Source organism: Pseudomonas sp. RC10-4-2, from assembly GCF_050433085.1.
GTDB classification, from domain to species: Bacteria; Pseudomonadota; Gammaproteobacteria; order Pseudomonadales; family Pseudomonadaceae; genus Pseudomonas; species Pseudomonas aeruginosa.
Window position 1 is genome coordinate 1,257,058 of the sequence record NZ_JBNPXX010000002.1, and the last position, 17,880, is coordinate 1,274,937.

General features: G+C 64.5%; 19 protein-coding genes. All 19 read left to right on the forward strand.

The window, feature by feature from the left end:
- The first annotated feature begins 9 nt into the window (after positions 1 to 9).
- The 19 genes from FHW81_RS13940 (at position 10) to FHW81_RS14030 (ending at position 17,849) form a co-directional block, all read left to right on the forward strand.
- Positions 10 to 372: a DUF5064 family protein gene (locus tag FHW81_RS13940; RefSeq protein ID WP_003082140.1), complete on the forward strand. Its 363-nt coding sequence runs from the start codon at positions 10 to 12 to the stop codon at positions 370 to 372.
- 252 nt (positions 373 to 624) lie between these two features.
- The gene (flgB, locus tag FHW81_RS13945) at positions 625 to 1,032 is read left to right on the forward strand and encodes a flagellar basal body rod protein FlgB (RefSeq protein WP_003082144.1); all 408 of its coding nucleotides are present in this window, start codon (positions 625 to 627) and stop codon (positions 1,030 to 1,032) included.
- Positions 1,033 to 1,037: 5 nt separating this feature from the next.
- Complete coding sequence (flgC, locus tag FHW81_RS13950) at positions 1,038 to 1,478, forward strand: flagellar basal body rod protein FlgC (protein WP_003082150.1); 441 nt, start codon at positions 1,038 to 1,040, stop codon at positions 1,476 to 1,478.
- 12 nt (positions 1,479 to 1,490) lie between these two features.
- Complete coding sequence (gene flgD / locus FHW81_RS13955) at positions 1,491 to 2,204, forward strand: flagellar hook assembly protein FlgD (RefSeq protein ID WP_106120577.1); 714 nt, start codon at positions 1,491 to 1,493, stop codon at positions 2,202 to 2,204.
- A gap of 27 nt (positions 2,205 to 2,231) precedes the next feature.
- Complete coding sequence (gene flgE, locus FHW81_RS13960; protein ID WP_003082154.1) at positions 2,232 to 3,620, forward strand: flagellar hook protein FlgE; 1,389 nt, start codon at positions 2,232 to 2,234, stop codon at positions 3,618 to 3,620.
- A 217-nt stretch (positions 3,621 to 3,837) separates the two neighbouring features.
- Positions 3,838 to 4,587, forward strand: coding sequence for a flagellar basal-body rod protein FlgF (gene flgF, locus FHW81_RS13965; RefSeq protein ID WP_003082159.1), 750 nt, complete (start codon positions 3,838 to 3,840; stop codon positions 4,585 to 4,587).
- Positions 4,588 to 4,633: 46 nt separating this feature from the next.
- Positions 4,634 to 5,419, forward strand: a complete 786-nt coding sequence (flgG, locus tag FHW81_RS13970) for a flagellar basal-body rod protein FlgG (RefSeq protein WP_003082164.1) — start codon at positions 4,634 to 4,636, stop codon at positions 5,417 to 5,419.
- A gap of 45 nt (positions 5,420 to 5,464) precedes the next feature.
- Entirely contained in the window at positions 5,465 to 6,160 is a 696-nt protein-coding gene (gene flgH / locus FHW81_RS13975) for a flagellar basal body L-ring protein FlgH (RefSeq protein ID WP_003082166.1), read from the forward strand.
- 11 nt (positions 6,161 to 6,171) lie between these two features.
- A complete protein-coding gene (locus tag FHW81_RS13980; RefSeq protein WP_003082169.1) occupies positions 6,172 to 7,281 on the forward strand; it encodes a flagellar basal body P-ring protein FlgI in 1,110 nt (369 codons plus the stop codon).
- Positions 7,282 to 7,291: 10 nt separating this feature from the next.
- Positions 7,292 to 8,494, forward strand: coding sequence for a flagellar assembly peptidoglycan hydrolase FlgJ (gene flgJ, locus FHW81_RS13985; RefSeq protein WP_003082172.1), 1,203 nt, complete (start codon positions 7,292 to 7,294; stop codon positions 8,492 to 8,494).
- An 18-nt stretch (positions 8,495 to 8,512) separates the two neighbouring features.
- Positions 8,513 to 10,561, forward strand: a complete 2,049-nt coding sequence (gene flgK / locus FHW81_RS13990; RefSeq protein ID WP_003158204.1) for a flagellar hook-associated protein FlgK — start codon at positions 8,513 to 8,515, stop codon at positions 10,559 to 10,561.
- Positions 10,562 to 10,599: 38 nt separating this feature from the next.
- Positions 10,600 to 11,901 carry a flagellar hook-associated protein FlgL gene (flgL, locus tag FHW81_RS13995; RefSeq protein WP_003086414.1) on the forward strand — a complete coding sequence of 434 codons (1,302 nt, stop codon included), beginning with the start codon at positions 10,600 to 10,602 and terminating at the stop codon, positions 11,899 to 11,901.
- A gap of 288 nt (positions 11,902 to 12,189) precedes the next feature.
- Positions 12,190 to 13,326, forward strand: coding sequence for a DegT/DnrJ/EryC1/StrS family aminotransferase (locus FHW81_RS14000; RefSeq protein WP_003086416.1), 1,137 nt, complete (start codon positions 12,190 to 12,192; stop codon positions 13,324 to 13,326).
- Between the two features lie 54 nt (positions 13,327 to 13,380).
- Entirely contained in the window at positions 13,381 to 13,605 is a 225-nt protein-coding gene (locus FHW81_RS14005) for an acyl carrier protein (protein WP_003086419.1), read from the forward strand.
- 2 nt (positions 13,606 to 13,607) lie between these two features.
- Positions 13,608 to 14,648 carry a ketoacyl-ACP synthase III gene (locus FHW81_RS14010; protein ID WP_003086420.1) on the forward strand — a complete coding sequence of 347 codons (1,041 nt, stop codon included), beginning with the start codon at positions 13,608 to 13,610 and terminating at the stop codon, positions 14,646 to 14,648.
- Between the two features lie 25 nt (positions 14,649 to 14,673).
- Entirely contained in the window at positions 14,674 to 15,441 is a 768-nt protein-coding gene (locus tag FHW81_RS14015; RefSeq protein WP_021205055.1) for an SDR family NAD(P)-dependent oxidoreductase, read from the forward strand.
- A 10-nt stretch (positions 15,442 to 15,451) separates the two neighbouring features.
- Positions 15,452 to 16,084, forward strand: a complete 633-nt coding sequence (locus FHW81_RS14020; RefSeq protein WP_003120609.1) for an acetyltransferase — start codon at positions 15,452 to 15,454, stop codon at positions 16,082 to 16,084.
- A gap of 17 nt (positions 16,085 to 16,101) precedes the next feature.
- A complete protein-coding gene (locus tag FHW81_RS14025; protein ID WP_003158206.1) occupies positions 16,102 to 17,232 on the forward strand; it encodes an aromatic ring-hydroxylating oxygenase subunit alpha in 1,131 nt (376 codons plus the stop codon).
- Entirely contained in the window at positions 17,229 to 17,849 is a 621-nt protein-coding gene (locus tag FHW81_RS14030; protein ID WP_003125042.1) for an acetyltransferase, read from the forward strand. Before FHW81_RS14025 ends, FHW81_RS14030 begins: the two co-directional genes overlap by 4 nt.
- Positions 17,850 to 17,880: the final 31 nt, after the last annotated feature.

A 17,880-nucleotide genomic window follows, 5' to 3' on the forward strand; every position in this document is an offset into this window, starting at 1 on the left:
AGATTCGTCATGTTCGAACCAGGCCACCTCCATCTGGTCAGCCTGCCCGGCCTCGACCAGCAGGACATCAATATCCATATCCGCTACGAGGTGCGGCAGAACGCCGAATCCGGCGCCTATGTGCACTTCGACATGGACGGCGAGATCGACGGCAAGCCGTTCAGCGACTCCTTCGAGCTGCCGCGCGATACCGCCTTCAACTTCGCCAGCGATGCCACGCGGGTCGCCCAGAAGCACGGCCTGCACCCGAAGTTCGGCGCGATCACCCGGGTGCACAAGGAATACGATGCGATGTTCGAGGACATTCGCGCCAAGCTGCATGCCCATCCCGGCGAACCGGTGGATCTCGAGCGGATCATTCGCCACGAGTGAGCCGTGTCCCCGGCGGCCGGAAGCATGGTAAAGGCCCGATATCGACGATATCGGGCCTTTTTTCGTTTGCCGGAGAAGCCGTTCCAGGGGCTTGCCACCCTTGCCGGCAAGCGGAAGCGGCTTGCCGCTTGCCGCTTCCGGGTTACCCTTAAATAAACTCAAGTTATTGAATATAAAGGTTTTTAATAATTTGGCACGGGCCTTGCTGAAGTGTTGGCGACGAAAGCCACACCGGCAAACAGGTTCGCAGCCATGAGCATCAGTTTCGACAGAGCACTCGGTATCCACCAGCAGGCCCTCAGCTTCCGCGCCCAGCGCGCCGAAGTGCTGGCCAACAACCTGGCCAACGCCGATACCCCGAACTACAAGGCTCGCGACCTGGACTTCGCCGCGGTTCTCGCCGAGCAGAAGGACAAGGCCGCCAAGGGTACCTTCGCCACCCGCACCACCAACGAGCGGCATATCGCCGCCGAAGGTTTCGGCATGGGCGAGGGCAGCCTGCAGTACCGCATCCCGGTCCAGCCGTCGATCGACCAGAACACTGTCGACGCCCAGATCGAGCAGGCCAACTACGCCGAGAACGCCATGCACTTCCAGGCGTCCTTCACCTTCCTCAACAGCAAATTCAAAGGGCTGGTCAGCGCCCTGCGTGGAGAGTAACCGCCATGTCCCTCGCCAGTGTCTTCAACATTGCCGGTAGCGGCATGAGCGCCCAGAGCACCCGCCTGAACACCGTGGCCAGCAACATCGCCAACGCCGAGACGGTTTCCTCCAGCGTCGACAAGACCTACCGCGCCCGCCATCCGGTGTTCTCCACCATGTTCCAGCAGGCCCAGGGCGACAGCGGCTCGCTGTTCGCCGACCAGGACAGCTCCGGCGCCGGCGTGCAGGTGCTGGGCATCGTCGAGGACCAGAGTTCGCTGATGCCGCGCTACGAGCCGAACCATCCGGCCGCGGATGCCAACGGCTACGTGTATTACCCCAATGTGAACGTGGTCGAGGAAATGGCCGACATGATTTCCGCCAGCCGTGCCTTCCAGACCAACGCGGAAATGATGAATACCGCCAAACAGATGATGCAGAAGGTCCTGACCCTGGGTCAGTGAGCGGAGTAGAGCATGAGCATCGATAACGTCAGCGGCACCAGCAGCAACACCGGCAACGTCAACGGCAGCAAGCGCGCCGCCGGCAGCGGCGCCACCGAGACCGGGCAGAGCGTCAAGGGCAGCAGCAACCTTGGCAAGGACGAATTCCTCAAGCTGCTGGTGGCCCAGTTGAAGAACCAGGACCCGATGTCGCCGCAGCAGAACGGCGAGTTCATCGCCCAACTGGCCCAGTTCAGCACCGTGGAAGGCGTGCAGTCGCTGAACAAGAGCATGGAGAGCATTCTCTCCAACTACCAGTCGTCGCAGGCCCTGCAAGCCTCGTCGCTGGTGGGGCGCAAGGTCATCGTGGCGACCGACAAGTCGGTGGTGGACACCAAGGACACCTTCAAGGCGTCCCTCAACCTGCCGGTCTCCAGCAGCAACGTATGGCTCAACGTCTACGACGACAAGGGCACCGTGGTCAATCGCATCAACCTCGGCCAGCAGGCTGCCGGCAGCGTCAGCTTCATGTGGGACGGCAAGGACAGCAGCGGCAACATCATGCCGCCGGGCACCTACAAGTTCGAGGCGCAGACCTCGATCGACGGCAAGACCTACGGGCTCCAGACCTACCTGCCGGCCAACGTCGACAGCGTCACCCTGGGGCAGAACGGCGGCGAGCTGATGCTCAACCTCGCAGGCCTGGGCAGCATCGCGCTGTCCAAAGTACAGATCATCGGCCAGTAAGCCGGCGTTTCCGGCAAGGAGCTATCCATGAGTTTCAACATCGGCCTGAGCGGCATCCAGGCGGCCTCCAGCGGCCTGAACGTCACCGGCAACAACATCGCCAACGCCGGCACCGTAGGCTTCAAGCAATCCCGCGCGGAGTTCGCCGACGTCTACGCCGCCTCGGTGCTGGGTTCGGGCAGCAACCCGCAGGGCAGCGGCGTGCTGCTCTCGGACGTCTCGCAGATGTTCAAGCAGGGCAACATCGACTCGACCAACAGCGTGCTGGACCTGGCCATCAACGGCAACGGCTTCTTCGTCACCAGCAACAACGGGGCGATCAGCTACACCCGCGCCGGCTACTTCAATACCGACAAGCAGGATTTCATCGTCGACAACAACGGCTACCGCCTGCAGGGCTATGCCGTCGGGCCGAACGGCCAGTTGCAGAACGGCGTGGTCACCGACCTCAAGGTCGAGCGCGCCAATCAGGCGCCGCAGGCCACCTCGAGCATCCAGCAGTCGTACAACCTCAACTCGACGCTGAAGCCGCCGACCGTGACGCCGTTCGATCCGTCCGACGCCGCTACCTACAACTCGTCCTCTTCGCTGGGCATCTATGACAGCCAGGGCAACTCCCACACCATGAGCCAGTTCTTCATCAAGAACGAGCCGGATCCGAATGCGACCCCGCCGATTCCGGAGAACAGCTGGACCATGAAAGTGCTGATCGACGGGGTCAATCCGCTCGACCCGTCGAACAAGACGCCGATGAGCTTCAACGTCACCTTCGACGCCAGCGGCCAGATGACCTCGGTACGGGCTCCGGACGGCAGCACCAGCGGGCCGGGCTTCAGCATCGACGCGACCACCAACGTGATCCAGTTCAGCCCGGCCACCGGCAATCCGCCGACTCCCGGCACCGGCTGGATTCCGGCGGCCTCGGACGGCAAGACCCCGCCGACCTACGCCTGGAACGGCGCGACCGGTGCCGCCAGCGGCATCTCCTTCGACATGCGCAAGACCACCCAGTACTCCACCGCGTTCGCCCAGAGCAACCCGATCCAGGACGGCTACACCACCGGTCAGCTGGCAGGCCTGGAAATCGACGACACCGGGGTGATCTTCGCCCGCTACACCAACGGCCAGTCCAAGGTGCAGGGCCAGGTGGTGCTGGCCAACTTCGCCAACATCCAGGGCCTGACGCCGATCGGCAAGACCTCCTGGGTGCAGTCCTCGGAGTCCGGCGAGCCGGCGGTCGGCGCGCCGCGCTCGGGCACCCTGGGGGCGTTGCAATCCGGCGCGCTGGAAGCGTCCAACGTGGACATCTCCAACGAACTGGTGAACCTCATCGTCCACCAGCGCAACTACCAGGCCAATGCCAAGACCATCCAGACCGAGGATGCGGTGACCCAGACCATCATCAACCTGCGCTGATGACGGCGTGCCGGTGCCGTCCGGGCACCGGCAAGGCCCTTGCCGCCAGCGGCAACCCCTGGCCAGGGGTTGCCCCCGAAGCCTCCGAAAGGAGGCTTTCTGTTTTATAAAATCCTTTTAAATCAATGTATTAATTGTTTTTTCGAATTCTGGCACGGCGCTTGCTGGATAACCTGCAAGAAAGCCCGGCGGATTGTGCCGGTGCCTGGAGGATTCGATGGACAAGATGCTGTACGTCTCCATGAGCGGGGCCAGCCAGAACACCCTGGCGATGCGTGCTCATGCCAACAACCTGGCGAACATCTCGACCAGCGGCTTTCGTCGCGACTTCGAGCAGGCGCGTTCGATGCAGGTGTTCGGCGACAGCTTCCCGGCGCGGGTATTCGCCATGAGCGAGCGGCCCGGTACCGATTTCAGCCATGGCAGCCTCCAGGAAACCGGCAACGAGCTGGACATCGCCATCGACGGCGACGGCTTCGTCGCGGTCCAGGCGCCGGATGGCAGCGAGGCCTACGTGCGTACCGCCGGCATGCATATCGACGCCCTCGGCATGCTGCGCACCGGCGACGGCTTGCCGGTGCTCGGCAACGGTGGGCCGATCGCCGTGCCGCCGGAGGAAAAGGTGGAGATCGGCCAGGACGGCACCATCAGCATCCGCGCCCTTGGCGAGAACCCCAACGTGGTCGCCGTGGTGGACCGGATCAAACTGGTCAACCCGAACCTGAAGCAGATGGAGAAGGGTACCGACGGCCTGCTGCACTACAAGCCGCAGCCGGGCGAGCAGGCGCCGCTGGCCGACGCCAACGTGAAGGTGGTCTCCGGTTTCCTGGAAAGCAGCAACGTGAACGCGGTGGAAGAGATGACCGCGATCCTCTCGCTGTCCCGTCAATTCGAGCTGCACGTGAAGATGATGCGCACCGCCGAGGACGATTCGGCGGCCATGGCGCGGGTTTTGCAAATCAGCTAATCACTTGAGCGTGGTGCCATAAAACCGGCACCCGAGGAGCACGACGATGTTATCGGCACTGTGGGTCAGCAAGACCGGTCTGTCCGCCCAGGACATGAACCTGACCACCATTTCCAACAACCTGGCCAACGTATCCACCACCGGCTTCAAGCGCGACCGCGCGGAGTTCCAGGACCTGCTGTACCAGATCCGGCGCCAGCCGGGCGGCCAGTCGACCCAGGACAGCGAGCTGCCTTCGGGCCTGCAACTGGGTACCGGTGTGCGCGTCGTCGGCACCCAGAAGATCTTCACCCCGGGCAGCCTGCAGACCACCGAGCAGCCGCTGGACATGGCGGTCAACGGGCGCGGCTTCTTCCAGGTCCTGCTGCCGGACGGCACCGTGTCCTACACCCGCGACGGCAGCTTCCACCTGAACTCCGACGGGCAGATCGTCACCTCCAACGGCTTCGCCCTGGAGCCAGCGATCGTGGTGCCCAACGAGACCCAGACCTTCACCGTCGGCCAGGACGGCACCGTCTCGGTGACCACCACCGGCAACGCCCAGCCGCAGGTGATCGGCAACATCCAGACCGCCGACTTCATCAACCCGGCCGGCCTGCAGGCCATCGGCAACAACCTGTTCCTGGAAACCGGCTCCAGCGGCGCGCCCCAGGTCGGTACGCCGGGTCTCAACGGCCTCGGCACGGTTGCCCAGAACACCCTGGAAAACTCCAACGTCAACGTGGTCGAGGAACTGGTGAACATGATCACCACCCAGCGCGCCTACGAGATGAACTCCAAGGTCATCTCCACCGCCGACCAGATGTTGTCCTTCGTCACCCAGAATCTTTGACGGGCCCTGACCGGGCCCTGGCTGTACGCCGCGAGGTAGCTTGATATGAACCGGCTGATGATCGTCTCCCTGCTTGGCATCGCCACCGCCCTGGGCGGTTGCGTCAATCCACCGCCGAAGCCGAACGATCCGTACTACGCGCCGGTGCTGCCGCGCACCCCGCTGCCCGCCGCGCAGAACAACGGCGCGATCTACCAGGCCGGCTTCGAGCAGAACCTCTACGACGACCGCAAGGCCTTCCGCGTGGGCGACATCATCACCATCACCCTCAACGAGAAGACCCAGGCGAGCAAGAAAGCCAACTCCGATATCCAGAAGGACAGCAAGACCAAGATGGGGCTGACCTCGCTGTTCGGCAGCGGCATGACCACCAACAACCCGATCGGCGGCGGCGACCTCAGCCTCAGCGCCGAATACGGCGGCTCGCGCGACGCCAAGGGCGATAGCCAGGCGGGGCAGAGCAACAGCCTGACCGGCTCGATCACCGTGACCGTGGCCGAGGTGCTGCCCAACGGCATCCTCTCCGTGCGCGGCGAGAAGTGGATGACCCTGAACACCGGCAACGAGCTGGTGCGCATCGCCGGCCTGGTCCGCGCCGACGATATCGCCACCGACAACACCGTGTCCTCGACCCGCGTGGCCGACGCCCGGATCACCTACTCCGGCACCGGCGCCTTCGCCGATGCCAGTCAGCCGGGCTGGCTGGACCGCTTCTTCCTCAGCCCGCTGTGGCCGTTCTGAGGACGCCCGCGATGACCAAGTTCAAGCACCTGCTGGCCCTCGCCGCGCTGCTCCTGGCCGCCGGCGCGGCCCAGGCCGAGCGGTTGAAGGATATCGCCAGCATCCAGGGCGTGCGGACCAACCAGTTGATCGGCTATGGCCTGGTGGTCGGCCTGAGCGGCAGCGGCGACCAGACCACGCAGACGCCGTTCACCCTGCAGACCTTCAACAACATGCTGGCGCAGTTCGGCATCAAGGTGCCGGCCAACGTCGGCAACGTGCAGTTGAAGAACGTCGCCGCGGTATCGGTGCATGCCGACCTGCCGCCGTTCGCCAAGCCGGGCCAGCCGATCGACGTCACCGTGTCGTCCATCGGCAACGCCAAGAGCCTGCGCGGCGGCAGCTTGCTGATGACTCCGCTGAAAGGTATCGACGGCCAGGTCTACGCGGTCGCCCAGGGCAACCTGGTGGTCGGCGGCTTCGACGCCGAAGGCCGCGACGGCTCGAAGATCACCGTCAACGTACCGTCCGCCGGACGTATCCCGGCCGGCGCCACCGTCGAACGCGCGGTGCCGAGCGGCTTCGACCAGGGCAACAGCCTGACGCTGAACCTCAACCGCCCGGACTTCACCACTGCCAAGCGCATCGTCGACCGCATCAACGAACTGCTCGGTCCGGGCGTCGCCCATGCGGTGGACGGCGGCTCGGTGCGGGTCAGCGCGCCGCTCGACCCGAACCAGCGGGTCGACTACCTGTCGATCCTGGAGAACCTCGACGTGCAGCCGGGCGAGGCGGTGGCCAAGGTCATCATCAATTCGCGCACCGGCACCATCGTCATCGGCCAGAACGTCAAGGTATCGCCGGCCGCCGTCACCCACGGCAGCCTGACCGTGAGCATCACCGAGGACCCGATCGTCAGCCAGCCCGGTGCCTTCTCCAACGGCCAGACCGCGGTGGTGCCACGCTCGCGGGTGAACGCCGAGGAGGAGACCAAGCCGATGTTCAAGTTCGGTCCCGGCACCACCCTGGACGACATCGTCCGCGCGGTGAACCAGGTCGGCGCCGCGCCGAGCGACCTGATGGCGATCCTCGAAGCCCTGAAGCAGGCCGGCGCGTTGCAGGCCGACTTGATCGTGATCTGAGGACGACGCCATGGATTCCCGTTTGCTCAGCGGTATCGGCGCAGGCCCCGACAGCGGCTCCTATACCGATCTCAACCGCCTCAACCAGCTCAAGGTCGGCAAGGACCGCGACGGCGAGGCGAACATCCGCAAGGTCGCCCAGGAATTCGAATCGCTGTTCCTCAACGAGATGCTCAAATCCATGCGTTCGGCCAACGAAGCGCTGGGCGACGGCAATTTCATGAACAGCCAGACCACCAAGCAGTACCAGGACATGTACGACCAGCAACTGTCGGTGAGCCTGTCGAAGAATGCCGGCGGCATCGGCCTGGCCGACGTGCTGGTGCGCCAGTTGTCGAAGATGAAGCAAGGCTCCAGGGGCAACGGCGAAAACCCGTTCGCCCGGGTCGCCGAGAACGGCGCCGGTCGCTGGCCGAGCAACCCCAGCGCGCAGGCCGGCAAGGCCCTGCCGATGCCGGAAGCCGGCCGCGACGACTCGAAGCTGCTCAACCAGAGGCGCCTGGCGCTGCCGGGCAAGCTGACCGAGCGCATGCTCGCCGGCATCGTTCCCTCCGCCTCGCCGGCCGCCAGCCAGATGCAGAGCCTGGGCCAGGACAGCTACCTGCCGGCGCAGAGCTACCCGGCGGCGAGCCGCCGCGGTTTCTCCACCGATGGCGTCGACAGCCAGGGCAGCCGGCGCATCGCCCAGCCGCCGCTGGCCAGGGGCAAGTCGATGTTCGCCTCGGCCGACGAGTTCATCGCCACCATGCTGCCGATGGCCCAGAAGGCCGCCGAGCGGATCGGCGTCGATGCCCGCTACCTGGTGGCCCAGGCCGCGCTGGAGACCGGCTGGGGCAAATCGATCATCCGCCAGCAGGATGGCGGCAGCAGCCACAACCTGTTCGGCATCAAGACCGGCAGCCGCTGGGATGGTGCCTCGGCGCGCGCTCTCACCACCGAATACGAAGGCGGCAAGGCGGTCAAGGAAGTCGCGGCGTTCCGCTCCTACTCGTCGTTCGAGCAGAGCTTCCACGACTACGTCAGCTTCCTCCAGGGCAACGACCGCTACCAGAACGCCCTGGACAGCGCCGCCAACCCCGAGCGCTTCATGCAGGAACTGCAGCGCGCCGGCTACGCCACCGATCCGCAGTACGCCCGCAAGGTGGCGCAGATCGCCAGACAGATGCAGACCTACCAGGCCGTCGCCGCCGCCGGCACGCCGCCTCTGGGTTGAGCAAGGAGGAACTGACCCATGTCCGACCTACTCTCGATAGGCCTGTCCGGCCTCGGCACCAGCCAGACCTGGCTGACCATCACCGGGCACAACATCACCAACGTCAAGACGCCGGGCTACAGTCGCCAGGATGCCATCCAGCAGACCCAGGTCCCGCAGTTCAGCGGTGCCGGCTACATGGGCTCGGGCAGCCAGATCGTCGACGTGCGCCGCCTGGCCAGCGACTTCCTCACCGGCCAGTTGCGCAACGCCACCAGCCAGAACAGCGAGTTGAGCGCATTCCGTAGCCAGATCGAGCAGCTCGACGGCCTGTTGTCCAACACCACCACCGGCGTCAGCCCGGCCATGCAGCGCTTCTTCGCCGCACTGCAGGCCGCCGCCAACAATCCCTCCTCGACCGAAGCGCGCGAGGCAGTGCTTGCCCAGGCCGAGGGGCTGGGCAAGACCTTCAATACCCTCTACGACCAGTTGGACAAGCAGAACAGCCTGATCAACCAGCAACTGGGCGCGCTGGCTTCGCAGGTCAACCATCTGTCGCAGAGCGTGGCCAGCTACAACGATGCCATCGCCAAGGCCAAGTCGGCGGGCGCGGTGCCCAACGACCTGATGGATGCGCGCGACGAAGCCGTGCGCAAGCTGTCCGAGATGATCGGGGTGACCGCGGTCACCCAGGACGACAACAGCGTCAGCCTGTTCATCGGTAGCGGCCAGCCGCTGGTGGTGGGCAATACCGTGTCGACCCTGAGCGTGGTGCCCGGGCTGGATGACCCGACCCGCTACCAGGTGCAACTGAGCAACGGCAACTCCATACAGAACGTCACCGGCCTGGTGTCCGGCGGCGAGATGGGTGGCTTGCTGGCCTACCGCAATAGCGCCCTGGACAGCAGCTACAACAAGCTCGGGCAGTTGGCGATCACCCTCGCCGATACCATCAACAAGCAGCTGGGGCAGGGCCTCGACCTGGCCGGCAAGGCCGGCGCCAACCTGTTCGGCGACATCAACGATCCGGACATCACCGCGCTGCGGGTCCTGGCGAAGAATGGCAACACCGGTAATGTCCACGCCAACCTGAACATCACCGATACCAGCAAGCTGAATTCCAGCGATTTCCGCCTGGACTTCGACGGCACCAGTTTCACCGCGCGGCGCCTGGGCGACGACGCAAGCATGCAGGTCACGGTCAGCGGTACCGGTCCCTACACCCTCTCGTTCAAGGATGCCAACGGCGTCGACCAGGGCTTCAACCTGACCCTCGACCAGCTCCCGGCTGCCGGCGACCGCTTCACCCTGCAGCCGACCCGGCGTGGCGCGGCGGATATCGAGGCGACGCTGAAGAATGCCTCGCAACTGGCGTTCGCCGGTACCGCGCGTACCGAGTCGACCACCGAAAACCGCGGCACCGGCAAGATCGGCGCGCCGACCCTCACCAGCGGTCCGTCGCCGGTGGATCCGACTGTGCTACAGGGCGCGTTCGGGCCCAACGGGATCAGCCTGGGCGCGACGCTCAGCGCCGACGGCAAGACCTATACCCTGTCCTCGCCGTTGCCGGCCGGCTGGAGCTACGTCGACAAGGACGGTAACGCCCTGACCGGCAGCCCGACGCTGACCAGCGGCAATACCAATACCGTGCGCATGGCGTTCACCGACCCGAGCGGGCAGAAATACAGCTACGAATTCGAGCTCAGCGGCGTACCGCAGAACTCCGACAGCTTCAAGCTGGGCTTCAACGACAAGGGTATTTCCGACAACCGCAACGCTCTCAACCTGCTGGCCCTGCAGACCAAGCCGACCGTCGGCGGCACCGACAACACCGGTTCCACCTATAACGAGGCCTATGGTGGCCTGGTCGAGCGGGTCGGCACCCTGACCGCCCAGGTGCGTGCCAGCAGCGAGGCCAGCGCCACGGTGCTGAAGCAGGCCCAGGACAGCCGCGATTCGTTGTCCGGGGTGAGCCTCGACGAAGAGGCGGCCAACCTGATCCAGTTCCAGCAGTACTACGGTGCCTCGGCCCAGGTGATTCAAGTTGCCCGCACTCTGTTCGATACCCTGATTGGAGCGTTCCGTTGAGTTCTCTCGACGGGGCCTAAGCCAGCGAGACCGCCACCATGCGCATTTCCACCATCCAGGCCTTCAACAACTCGGTCAACGGGATTTCCCGCAACTACGCGGACCTGAACCGTACCTTCGAGCAGATCAGCACCGGCAAGCGCATCCTGACACCGGCGGACGACCCGGTCGGTTCGGTACGCCTGTTGCGCCTGGACCAGGAGCAGGGGTTGAACGAGCAGTACAAGACCGGCATGACCGAGGCGAAGAACAGCCTGAGCCAGGAAGAAACCATCCTCCGTTCGGTTGGCAACGTCCTCCAGCGCATCCGTGAGATCGCCGGCCAGGCCGGCGACGGCGCACTGGACTCCAACGACAAGAAGTCGCTGGCCAGCGAGTTGCGCCAGCGCGAGGACGAGTTGCTGAACCTGCTCAACAGCCGCGACGCGAGTGGCAAATACCTGTTTTCCGGGTCCCAGGGCTCGGTGCAGCCGTTCGTGCGCAACGAGGACGGCACCTACAGCTACATGGGCGACGAGAGCCAGCGCGAGGTGCAGATCGCCAGCAGCACGCGGATTCCGGTCAGCGACAGCGGCAAGGTACTGTTCGAGGACATCGTCAATGCCGCTCGTCTCGATACCAAGGCGGCGGCTGGCAATACCGGCGACGGTCGCATCTCGGTCGGTCTGGTCGAGGACGAGCTGGCCTTCGACAGCCAGTTCCCGGCGAGCAATCCGCCTGCGGCAACCGACGGCTTCAACATCCACTTCGTCAGCGACAAGGAGTATGTGGTCTACGATCCGAAGAGCCTGCCTCCGGGCTATGACTGGACCACCTACGATCCGAATTCGCCGCCGGCCTGGCAATTGTCCAAGGGCGCCATCGACGACGACCCGAAGACAATCGACAAGGTGCTCTACGCCGGCGTCAGCGTGACGATCGACGGCACGCCGAAGGCGGGCGACGAGTTCAACGTCAACTACAAGCCGGGCAGCGAGAAGCGCAGCCTGCTGAACGTGGTGTCGGACCTGCGCAAGGCCCTGGAAAGCTCCACCGACAACCAGGCCGGCAACGACGCCATCCGCGATGCGACGGCGGTGGCCCTGACCAACCTCTCCGCCGTGGCTGCCGCCGTGGATGGCGGCCAGGGCAAGATCGGCGCGCGCCTGAATACCGTGGAAAGCACCGAGACCTTCATCGACGATGTGAAGCTGGTGAATGCGTCGGTGATGTCGCAGATCCAGGACCTGGACTACGCCGAGGCGTTGTCGCGGCTGTCGTTGCAGTCCACCATCATGGATGCCGCGCAGCAGAGCTACGTGAAGATCCAGGGGTTGAGCCTGTTCAACTACCTGAAGTGACAGTCCCTCTGTGGAACAGGGCCCATGACTCCGTCATGGGCCTTTTCGTTCGCAGGGACTGGACCTGTGTCGCTGGAGGGTCTGTTCCGCAAGGTCTACGGAAACACGGGAGAATTTGTCAGAAGTTTGACTGCCGATTCGCGCCGCAGCGCCTGTGGAACAGCCAGGGGTCGCGCGACCAGGGGCTTTGACCTGCATCAGGCTCTTTGGGTACGGGCCTTGCATAGAGTGGCGTGCTCGGGTTTTTCGCCCTTTACTCGCCTGAGTATCCATTCATCAGGGCCCTACATGAACAACAAGACGATCCCGGTCACCAGCCCGCTGCTGCCGCCCCTGGAAGAGTTCATCCCCTACCTGGAAAAGATCTGGGAGAGCCGCTTCCTGACCAACGGGGGCGACATGCACCATGCGTTGGAAGAGGCCCTGTGCGAATACCTGGGGGTGAAGCACATCGTGCTCTTCGCCAACGCCACCCTGGCGCTCATCACCGCGCTGCAGGCATTGCGGGTGACCGGCGAGGTGATCACCACGCCGTACTCCTTCGTCGCCACCAGCCACGCGCTGCTGTGGAACGGGCTCAAGCCGATCTTCGTGGACATCGATCAGGACTCCATGAATCTCGACCCGTCGCGGATCGAGGCGGCGATCACCCCGCAGACCACCGCGATCCTGCCGGTGCATTGCTACGGCAACCCCTGCGATGTCGAGGCGATCCAGCGGATCGCCGATATCCACCACCTGAAGGTCATCTACGATGCCGCGCATGCCTTCGCCGTGCGCGACGCCGGCGGCAGCGTGCTGCGCCACGGCGACCTGAGCATCCTCAGCTTCCATGCCACCAAGGTGTTCAACACCTTCGAGGGCGGTGCGATCATCTGCTCGGACGAAAACACCCGGCAACGCCTCAACCACCTTAAGAATTTCGGCTTCGTCGACGAGGTCACGGTGGTCATGCCCGGCATCAACGGCAAGCTCAACGAGGTCGGCGCTGCCTTCGGGCTGCTGCAACTCAAGCACGTCGACCAGGCCCTGGAGCAGCGCAGGGAGATCGCCGAGCGCTATCGGCGCCTGCTGGCCGGCGTCCCTGGCATCCAGTGCCTCCGGCCTGGTACCCAGACCTTCGCCAACAACGCCTATTTCCCGATCCTGGTGGAAGACGATTTTCCGCTTTCGCGCGACGAGCTGTACCAGCGCCTGCGCGACAGGGATGTGCTGGTGCGGCGCTACTTCTACCCACTCATCAGCGACTTCCCCATGTACCATTCGCTGCCCTCGGCGGCGCCCGCCAATCTTCCGGTGGCGCGGTCGATTTCCTCGCGGGTGCTGTGCCTGCCGATCTATCCCGGGCTGGCCGCCGCAGACGTCGAGTTCGTCGCCGGCCTGATCGCTTCCGCCGCCATGCCGCGGCGGCGAGCATCAAGTTGAGCCCGTCGCGACCGATAACAGAATGAACAACCGCCTCACTCAGGTAGACAAGAAATGAGCCAAGCAAAATTCATCGAAGACTTCCTTTCCGCCACCGATTTCCAGAATCCCGTCGAGGTCAGCATGGACACCCAGCTCGAAGACCTGCCGGAATGGGACTCGCTGGCCGCGCTCGGGGTCATCGTCATGTTCGACATGGAATACGGCAAGACCATCACCGGTGAAGACCTGATCAAGGCTCGCACGGTGGGCGACCTCTACCAGATGCTCGGACTCTGACCATGGCCACCTCCACGCTGAAGAACGTCCGTTTCGCCGGGATGGCGACCTGCGTCCCCAAGCGCGTTATCTCCAACCTGACCGACTGCAAGCCGCAGTTGCGCGCCGAGCGCGAACGCCTGGTGCGCAACATCGGCATCGAGACGCGGCGCATGGCGCAGGAGTGGCAGTGCTTCTCCGACCTGGCCTTCGACGCCGCCGAGCGCCTGCTGGAAAGCCTGGAGTGGAAGCGCGAGGAGGTCGATGCGCTGATCGTCGTGACCCAGTCTCCCGACTACCTGGCGCCGGCTACCGCGATCATCCTCCAGGACCGCCTGGGGCTGCCGCATTCCACCGTGGCCTTCGACGTCAACCTGGGTTGCTCGGCCTATCCGTTCGCCCTCAACCTGCTGGGTTCGCTGATCGCCGCCGGCGGGGTGAAGAAGGGCCTTGTGCTGGTCGGCGACCGCGGCGCCAGTGTCAACGATCCGATCTTCTCCGACGCGGGCACCGCGACGGCGCTGGAGTTCTGCGAAGGCGCGCCGCCGATGCACTTCGACCTGAACAGCGACGGCAGCGGCTACAAGGCCATCATCCTGCCGGTGGGCGGCCATCGCGAACCGGTCGGCGTGCAGCACCTGATGCCGTTCCGCGAGGACGAGAACGACCATTGGCACCGTGCCATCGACCTGCAGCTCGACGGCACCGCCGTACTCAGCTTCTCCACCCAGCGCGTACCGCCGGCGGTGGAAAAGCTGCTCGACTATGCCGGTGCGAGCAAGGACGAAGTGGACTACTTCGTTTTCCACCAGGCCAACCGGATGATCAACGAGACCATCCGCAAGAAGCTCGGCCTGCCGGTAGAGAAGGTGCCTTCGACCCTGCGCGACTTCGGCAACACCAGCGGCGCCTCGCTGCCGGTGACCATGACCGCGCGGATCAACCGGGAACTCGAGGCCGGCCGCAATCGCGTGTTGCTCTGCGGCTTCGGTATCGGCCTGTCCTGGGGTACCTGCCTGGTGGATATCGAAGGGGCGAAGTTCCCCGATCTGATCGAATCCTGAGTGCCTTGAACGCGGAATCAGCCAAGTGAACGACGAGACTTCCTTCAATCCCTTCAGCCTGTCGGGCAGGCGCATCCTGGTCACCGGCGCCAGTTCCGGCCTGGGCCTGGCCATCGCGCAGAGCTGCGCGCGGATGGGCGCCGAATTGATCGTCAGCGGTCGCGACCCACAGCGCCTGGGCGCCAGCCTGGAAGCGTTGCAGGCGATTTCCGATTTGTCGCACCAGGCGATCCAGGTCGATCTCACGGTCGCCGAGCAGCGTGCCGCCTTGGTCGCGGCGCTCGATGGCGAAATCCATGGGGTAGTGCATAGCGCGGGGATCTCCCGTCTATGTCCGGTCCGTATGATGAGCGAAGCGCACCTGCACGAGGTTCAGTCGATCAATGTCGACTCGCCGATGCTGCTTACCCAGGCGCTGCTGAAGCGCAACCTGATCGCGGCCGGCGGCTCGATCCTGTTCATCGCTTCCATCGCCGCCCACATCGGGGTTGCCGGTGTGGGCGCATACTCGGGAACCAAGGCCGCTCTGATCGCCATGTCCCGCTGCCTGGCCATGGAAGTGGTGAAACGGCGGATCCGGGTCAATTGCCTGTCGCCGGCGCTGGTGGAAACACCGCTGCTGGAAGCTACGGCCCAGGTCGTGGGTTCCATGGACACCGAGCGCAACAATTATCCGCTGGGCTTCGGCAAGCCCGAGGATATCGCCAACGCCGCTATCTTCATGCTTTCCGATGCCAGCCGCTGGGTGACCGGCACGACCCTGGTGATGGACGGCGGCCTGACCATCAGTTGAGGACGATGCAATGAAGAGGATCATCATCCTCGGCGCCGGTGGGTTGGGGCGTCAGGTGTTGGCCCAGCTGCAGGTCGACTACAGTCACGGCATCGACTGGGTGATCGGCGGGTTTCTCGACGAACGCGGCCCCGAAGCGGTCGCGGAGTCGCTCTACTATCCGTGGCTCGGGTATCCGGAGAGCTTCGTCGCCGAGCCTGACCAACTGTTCGTCGCCGCGGTCGGCGATCCGCTCAGTCGCCAGAAGCAGGTCGCATGCCTGCTGGCGAAGGGCGCCGAGTTCGTCGCTATTCGCACCCGCTGCACCCTTGGCGTGCGGACCAGCTACGGCCCGACCTTCTTCGGCTACGACGTGAGCAGCGGCGTGGACTGCCGTATCGGCGCCTACGGTTTCATCGACCAGCAAACCATGCTCGGCCACGACGTGGTCATCGGCGACTATGTACACATCGGCCCGCGCTGCCTGCTGGCTGGCTACGTGAAGGTGGGCGATCGCGCGGTGATCAACTCCGGGGCGATGATCGCCCGCGACGTCAGTATCGGCGAAGACGCCGTGGTGGGCATGGGCGCGGTGGTGTTCAAGGACGTGGCGGCCGGACAGACCGTGGTCGGCAATCCGGCCCGGGTTATTTTCAGCAAGTGAAGGTTGTGGATGTGGACATGACTCGCCATGCGCTGGACGCAGCGCACTACACCGAGCCGCAGACGCTCGCGCTGGAGCGCGAAAGGCTGTTCGGCAGGCTCTGGATCTTCGTCGGCTTCAGTTCGATGGTGCGCGAGCGCAACCAGTTCTTCACCCGCAAGATCGCCGGCGTGCCGGTCGTGGTGCAGCGTACCGAGTCCGGCATTCGGGCCTTTCTCAACCAGTGTCCGCATCGTCTGTCGGCGATCCAGACCGAATGCACCGGCCAGCGACCGCTGGTCTGCCCGTACCATGCCTGGTCGTTCGGTGCCGAGGGGCAGCTACAGGGCATTCCGAACTCCAGCCTGTACCAGTTCAGCGCCGAGGAGCGGGCGCGGATCGGCTTGCGCAAGCTGCACCTGGAAGAGGTGGGGCAACTGCTGTTCGTCAACCTGGCGGACGACCCGTTGCCGCTGCGCGAGCAGTTCGACGATGGATTCCTGGAAACCTTGCGGGAGGTCTCCTCGCACCTGGATACGCGGCTGATCTACAGCTGCCACAAGGTGCGCTACAACTGGAAGCTGAACATGGAGAACGTGAAAGACTACAACCACGTTCCTTTCGTCCATCCGAAGACCTTCCTCCCGGTGATGACCGCTCCGGTGCGCGGTTTGGCACGCGAGGCTGCGGTGCCGTCCGAGGTGCTGCGCCTGCTGCAGGAAGGCGAAACGCCGGAGCTGCGTTCGCTGAGCTTCCCCACCAAGGCGCCGATCCAGCCTTACAAGAGCTGGTTCTCCGACCTCTGCGAGGGCTACGGCGACGAGCACGCCTACTACAACTGGTTCATCTACCCGAACGTGAACTTCTGCAGCGTCCGTGGCGAGCACTTCCTGCTCCAGCAGTACGATCCGGTGGCACCCGGCGAGACCGACTACCACCTGTGGATGATGACTGCCCGGCGCAAGGATCCGAAGACCGATTTCAGCGCTTTGCTGAGCACCCTGATTCGCGGCGAGCGTAACGTGATCGGCGAGGACACCCTGGTTCTGGAACGCCTCCAGGAGGGGCTGGGCGCACATTCGCCGCCGTTCATGCACGGCGACTACGAGGTGCAGCTGGTGCGCCAGCACCTGTGGTATCGCGCGCAGGTACTGGGGGAGAGGGCATGAAGCAGACGATCATCGTCGGGGAAGGGCGCGCGCTCGAACGGGCGGACAGTACCGCGCGGGAACGGGGACTGGAACACCGGGTCCTGGAGCTGAATGCTGCGGATCGACACAACTTCGATATTGCGCCTCTGCTCGAACGCTACCCCGCTGCGGAAAGCGAAGTATTCGTGGCGCTGGACGAGCGGGCGGTGAACTACGCCCGCCACAAGCTCATCGCGGACATCCGCCTGGCGGGCTACCGGCTATTCGATATCGTCTCGCCTCAGGCCATCGTCGGCGAAGGCGTGCGACTGCTGGGCAACGTGTTCGTCGGCGCCGGTTGCGTGCTCGCCGGTCGTGCCCGCATCGGCACTGGCAGTTGGCTGGAGCTGCAGGTCCTGGTGGAGGAGGACTGCCGGGTCGGAACCTGTAGCACGCTGCTCGCTGGCGTGCAGTTGGGACGGCGAGTGGAGATCGGCCAGGGCAGCACGCTGGGTGCGGGCAGCGTCGCGCTCGCCGACACCCGGGTGGGGCGACACTGCGAATGGTTGTTGCCGGGCAGGATTCCCCGGGAGCTGCCCAATTACTCCTTTTACGATGAACTCATGCCCGATGGGGCGCGCATCCTGAACAATTGAGGGGTGGTCGATGGTGGATGGTGGCAGCATT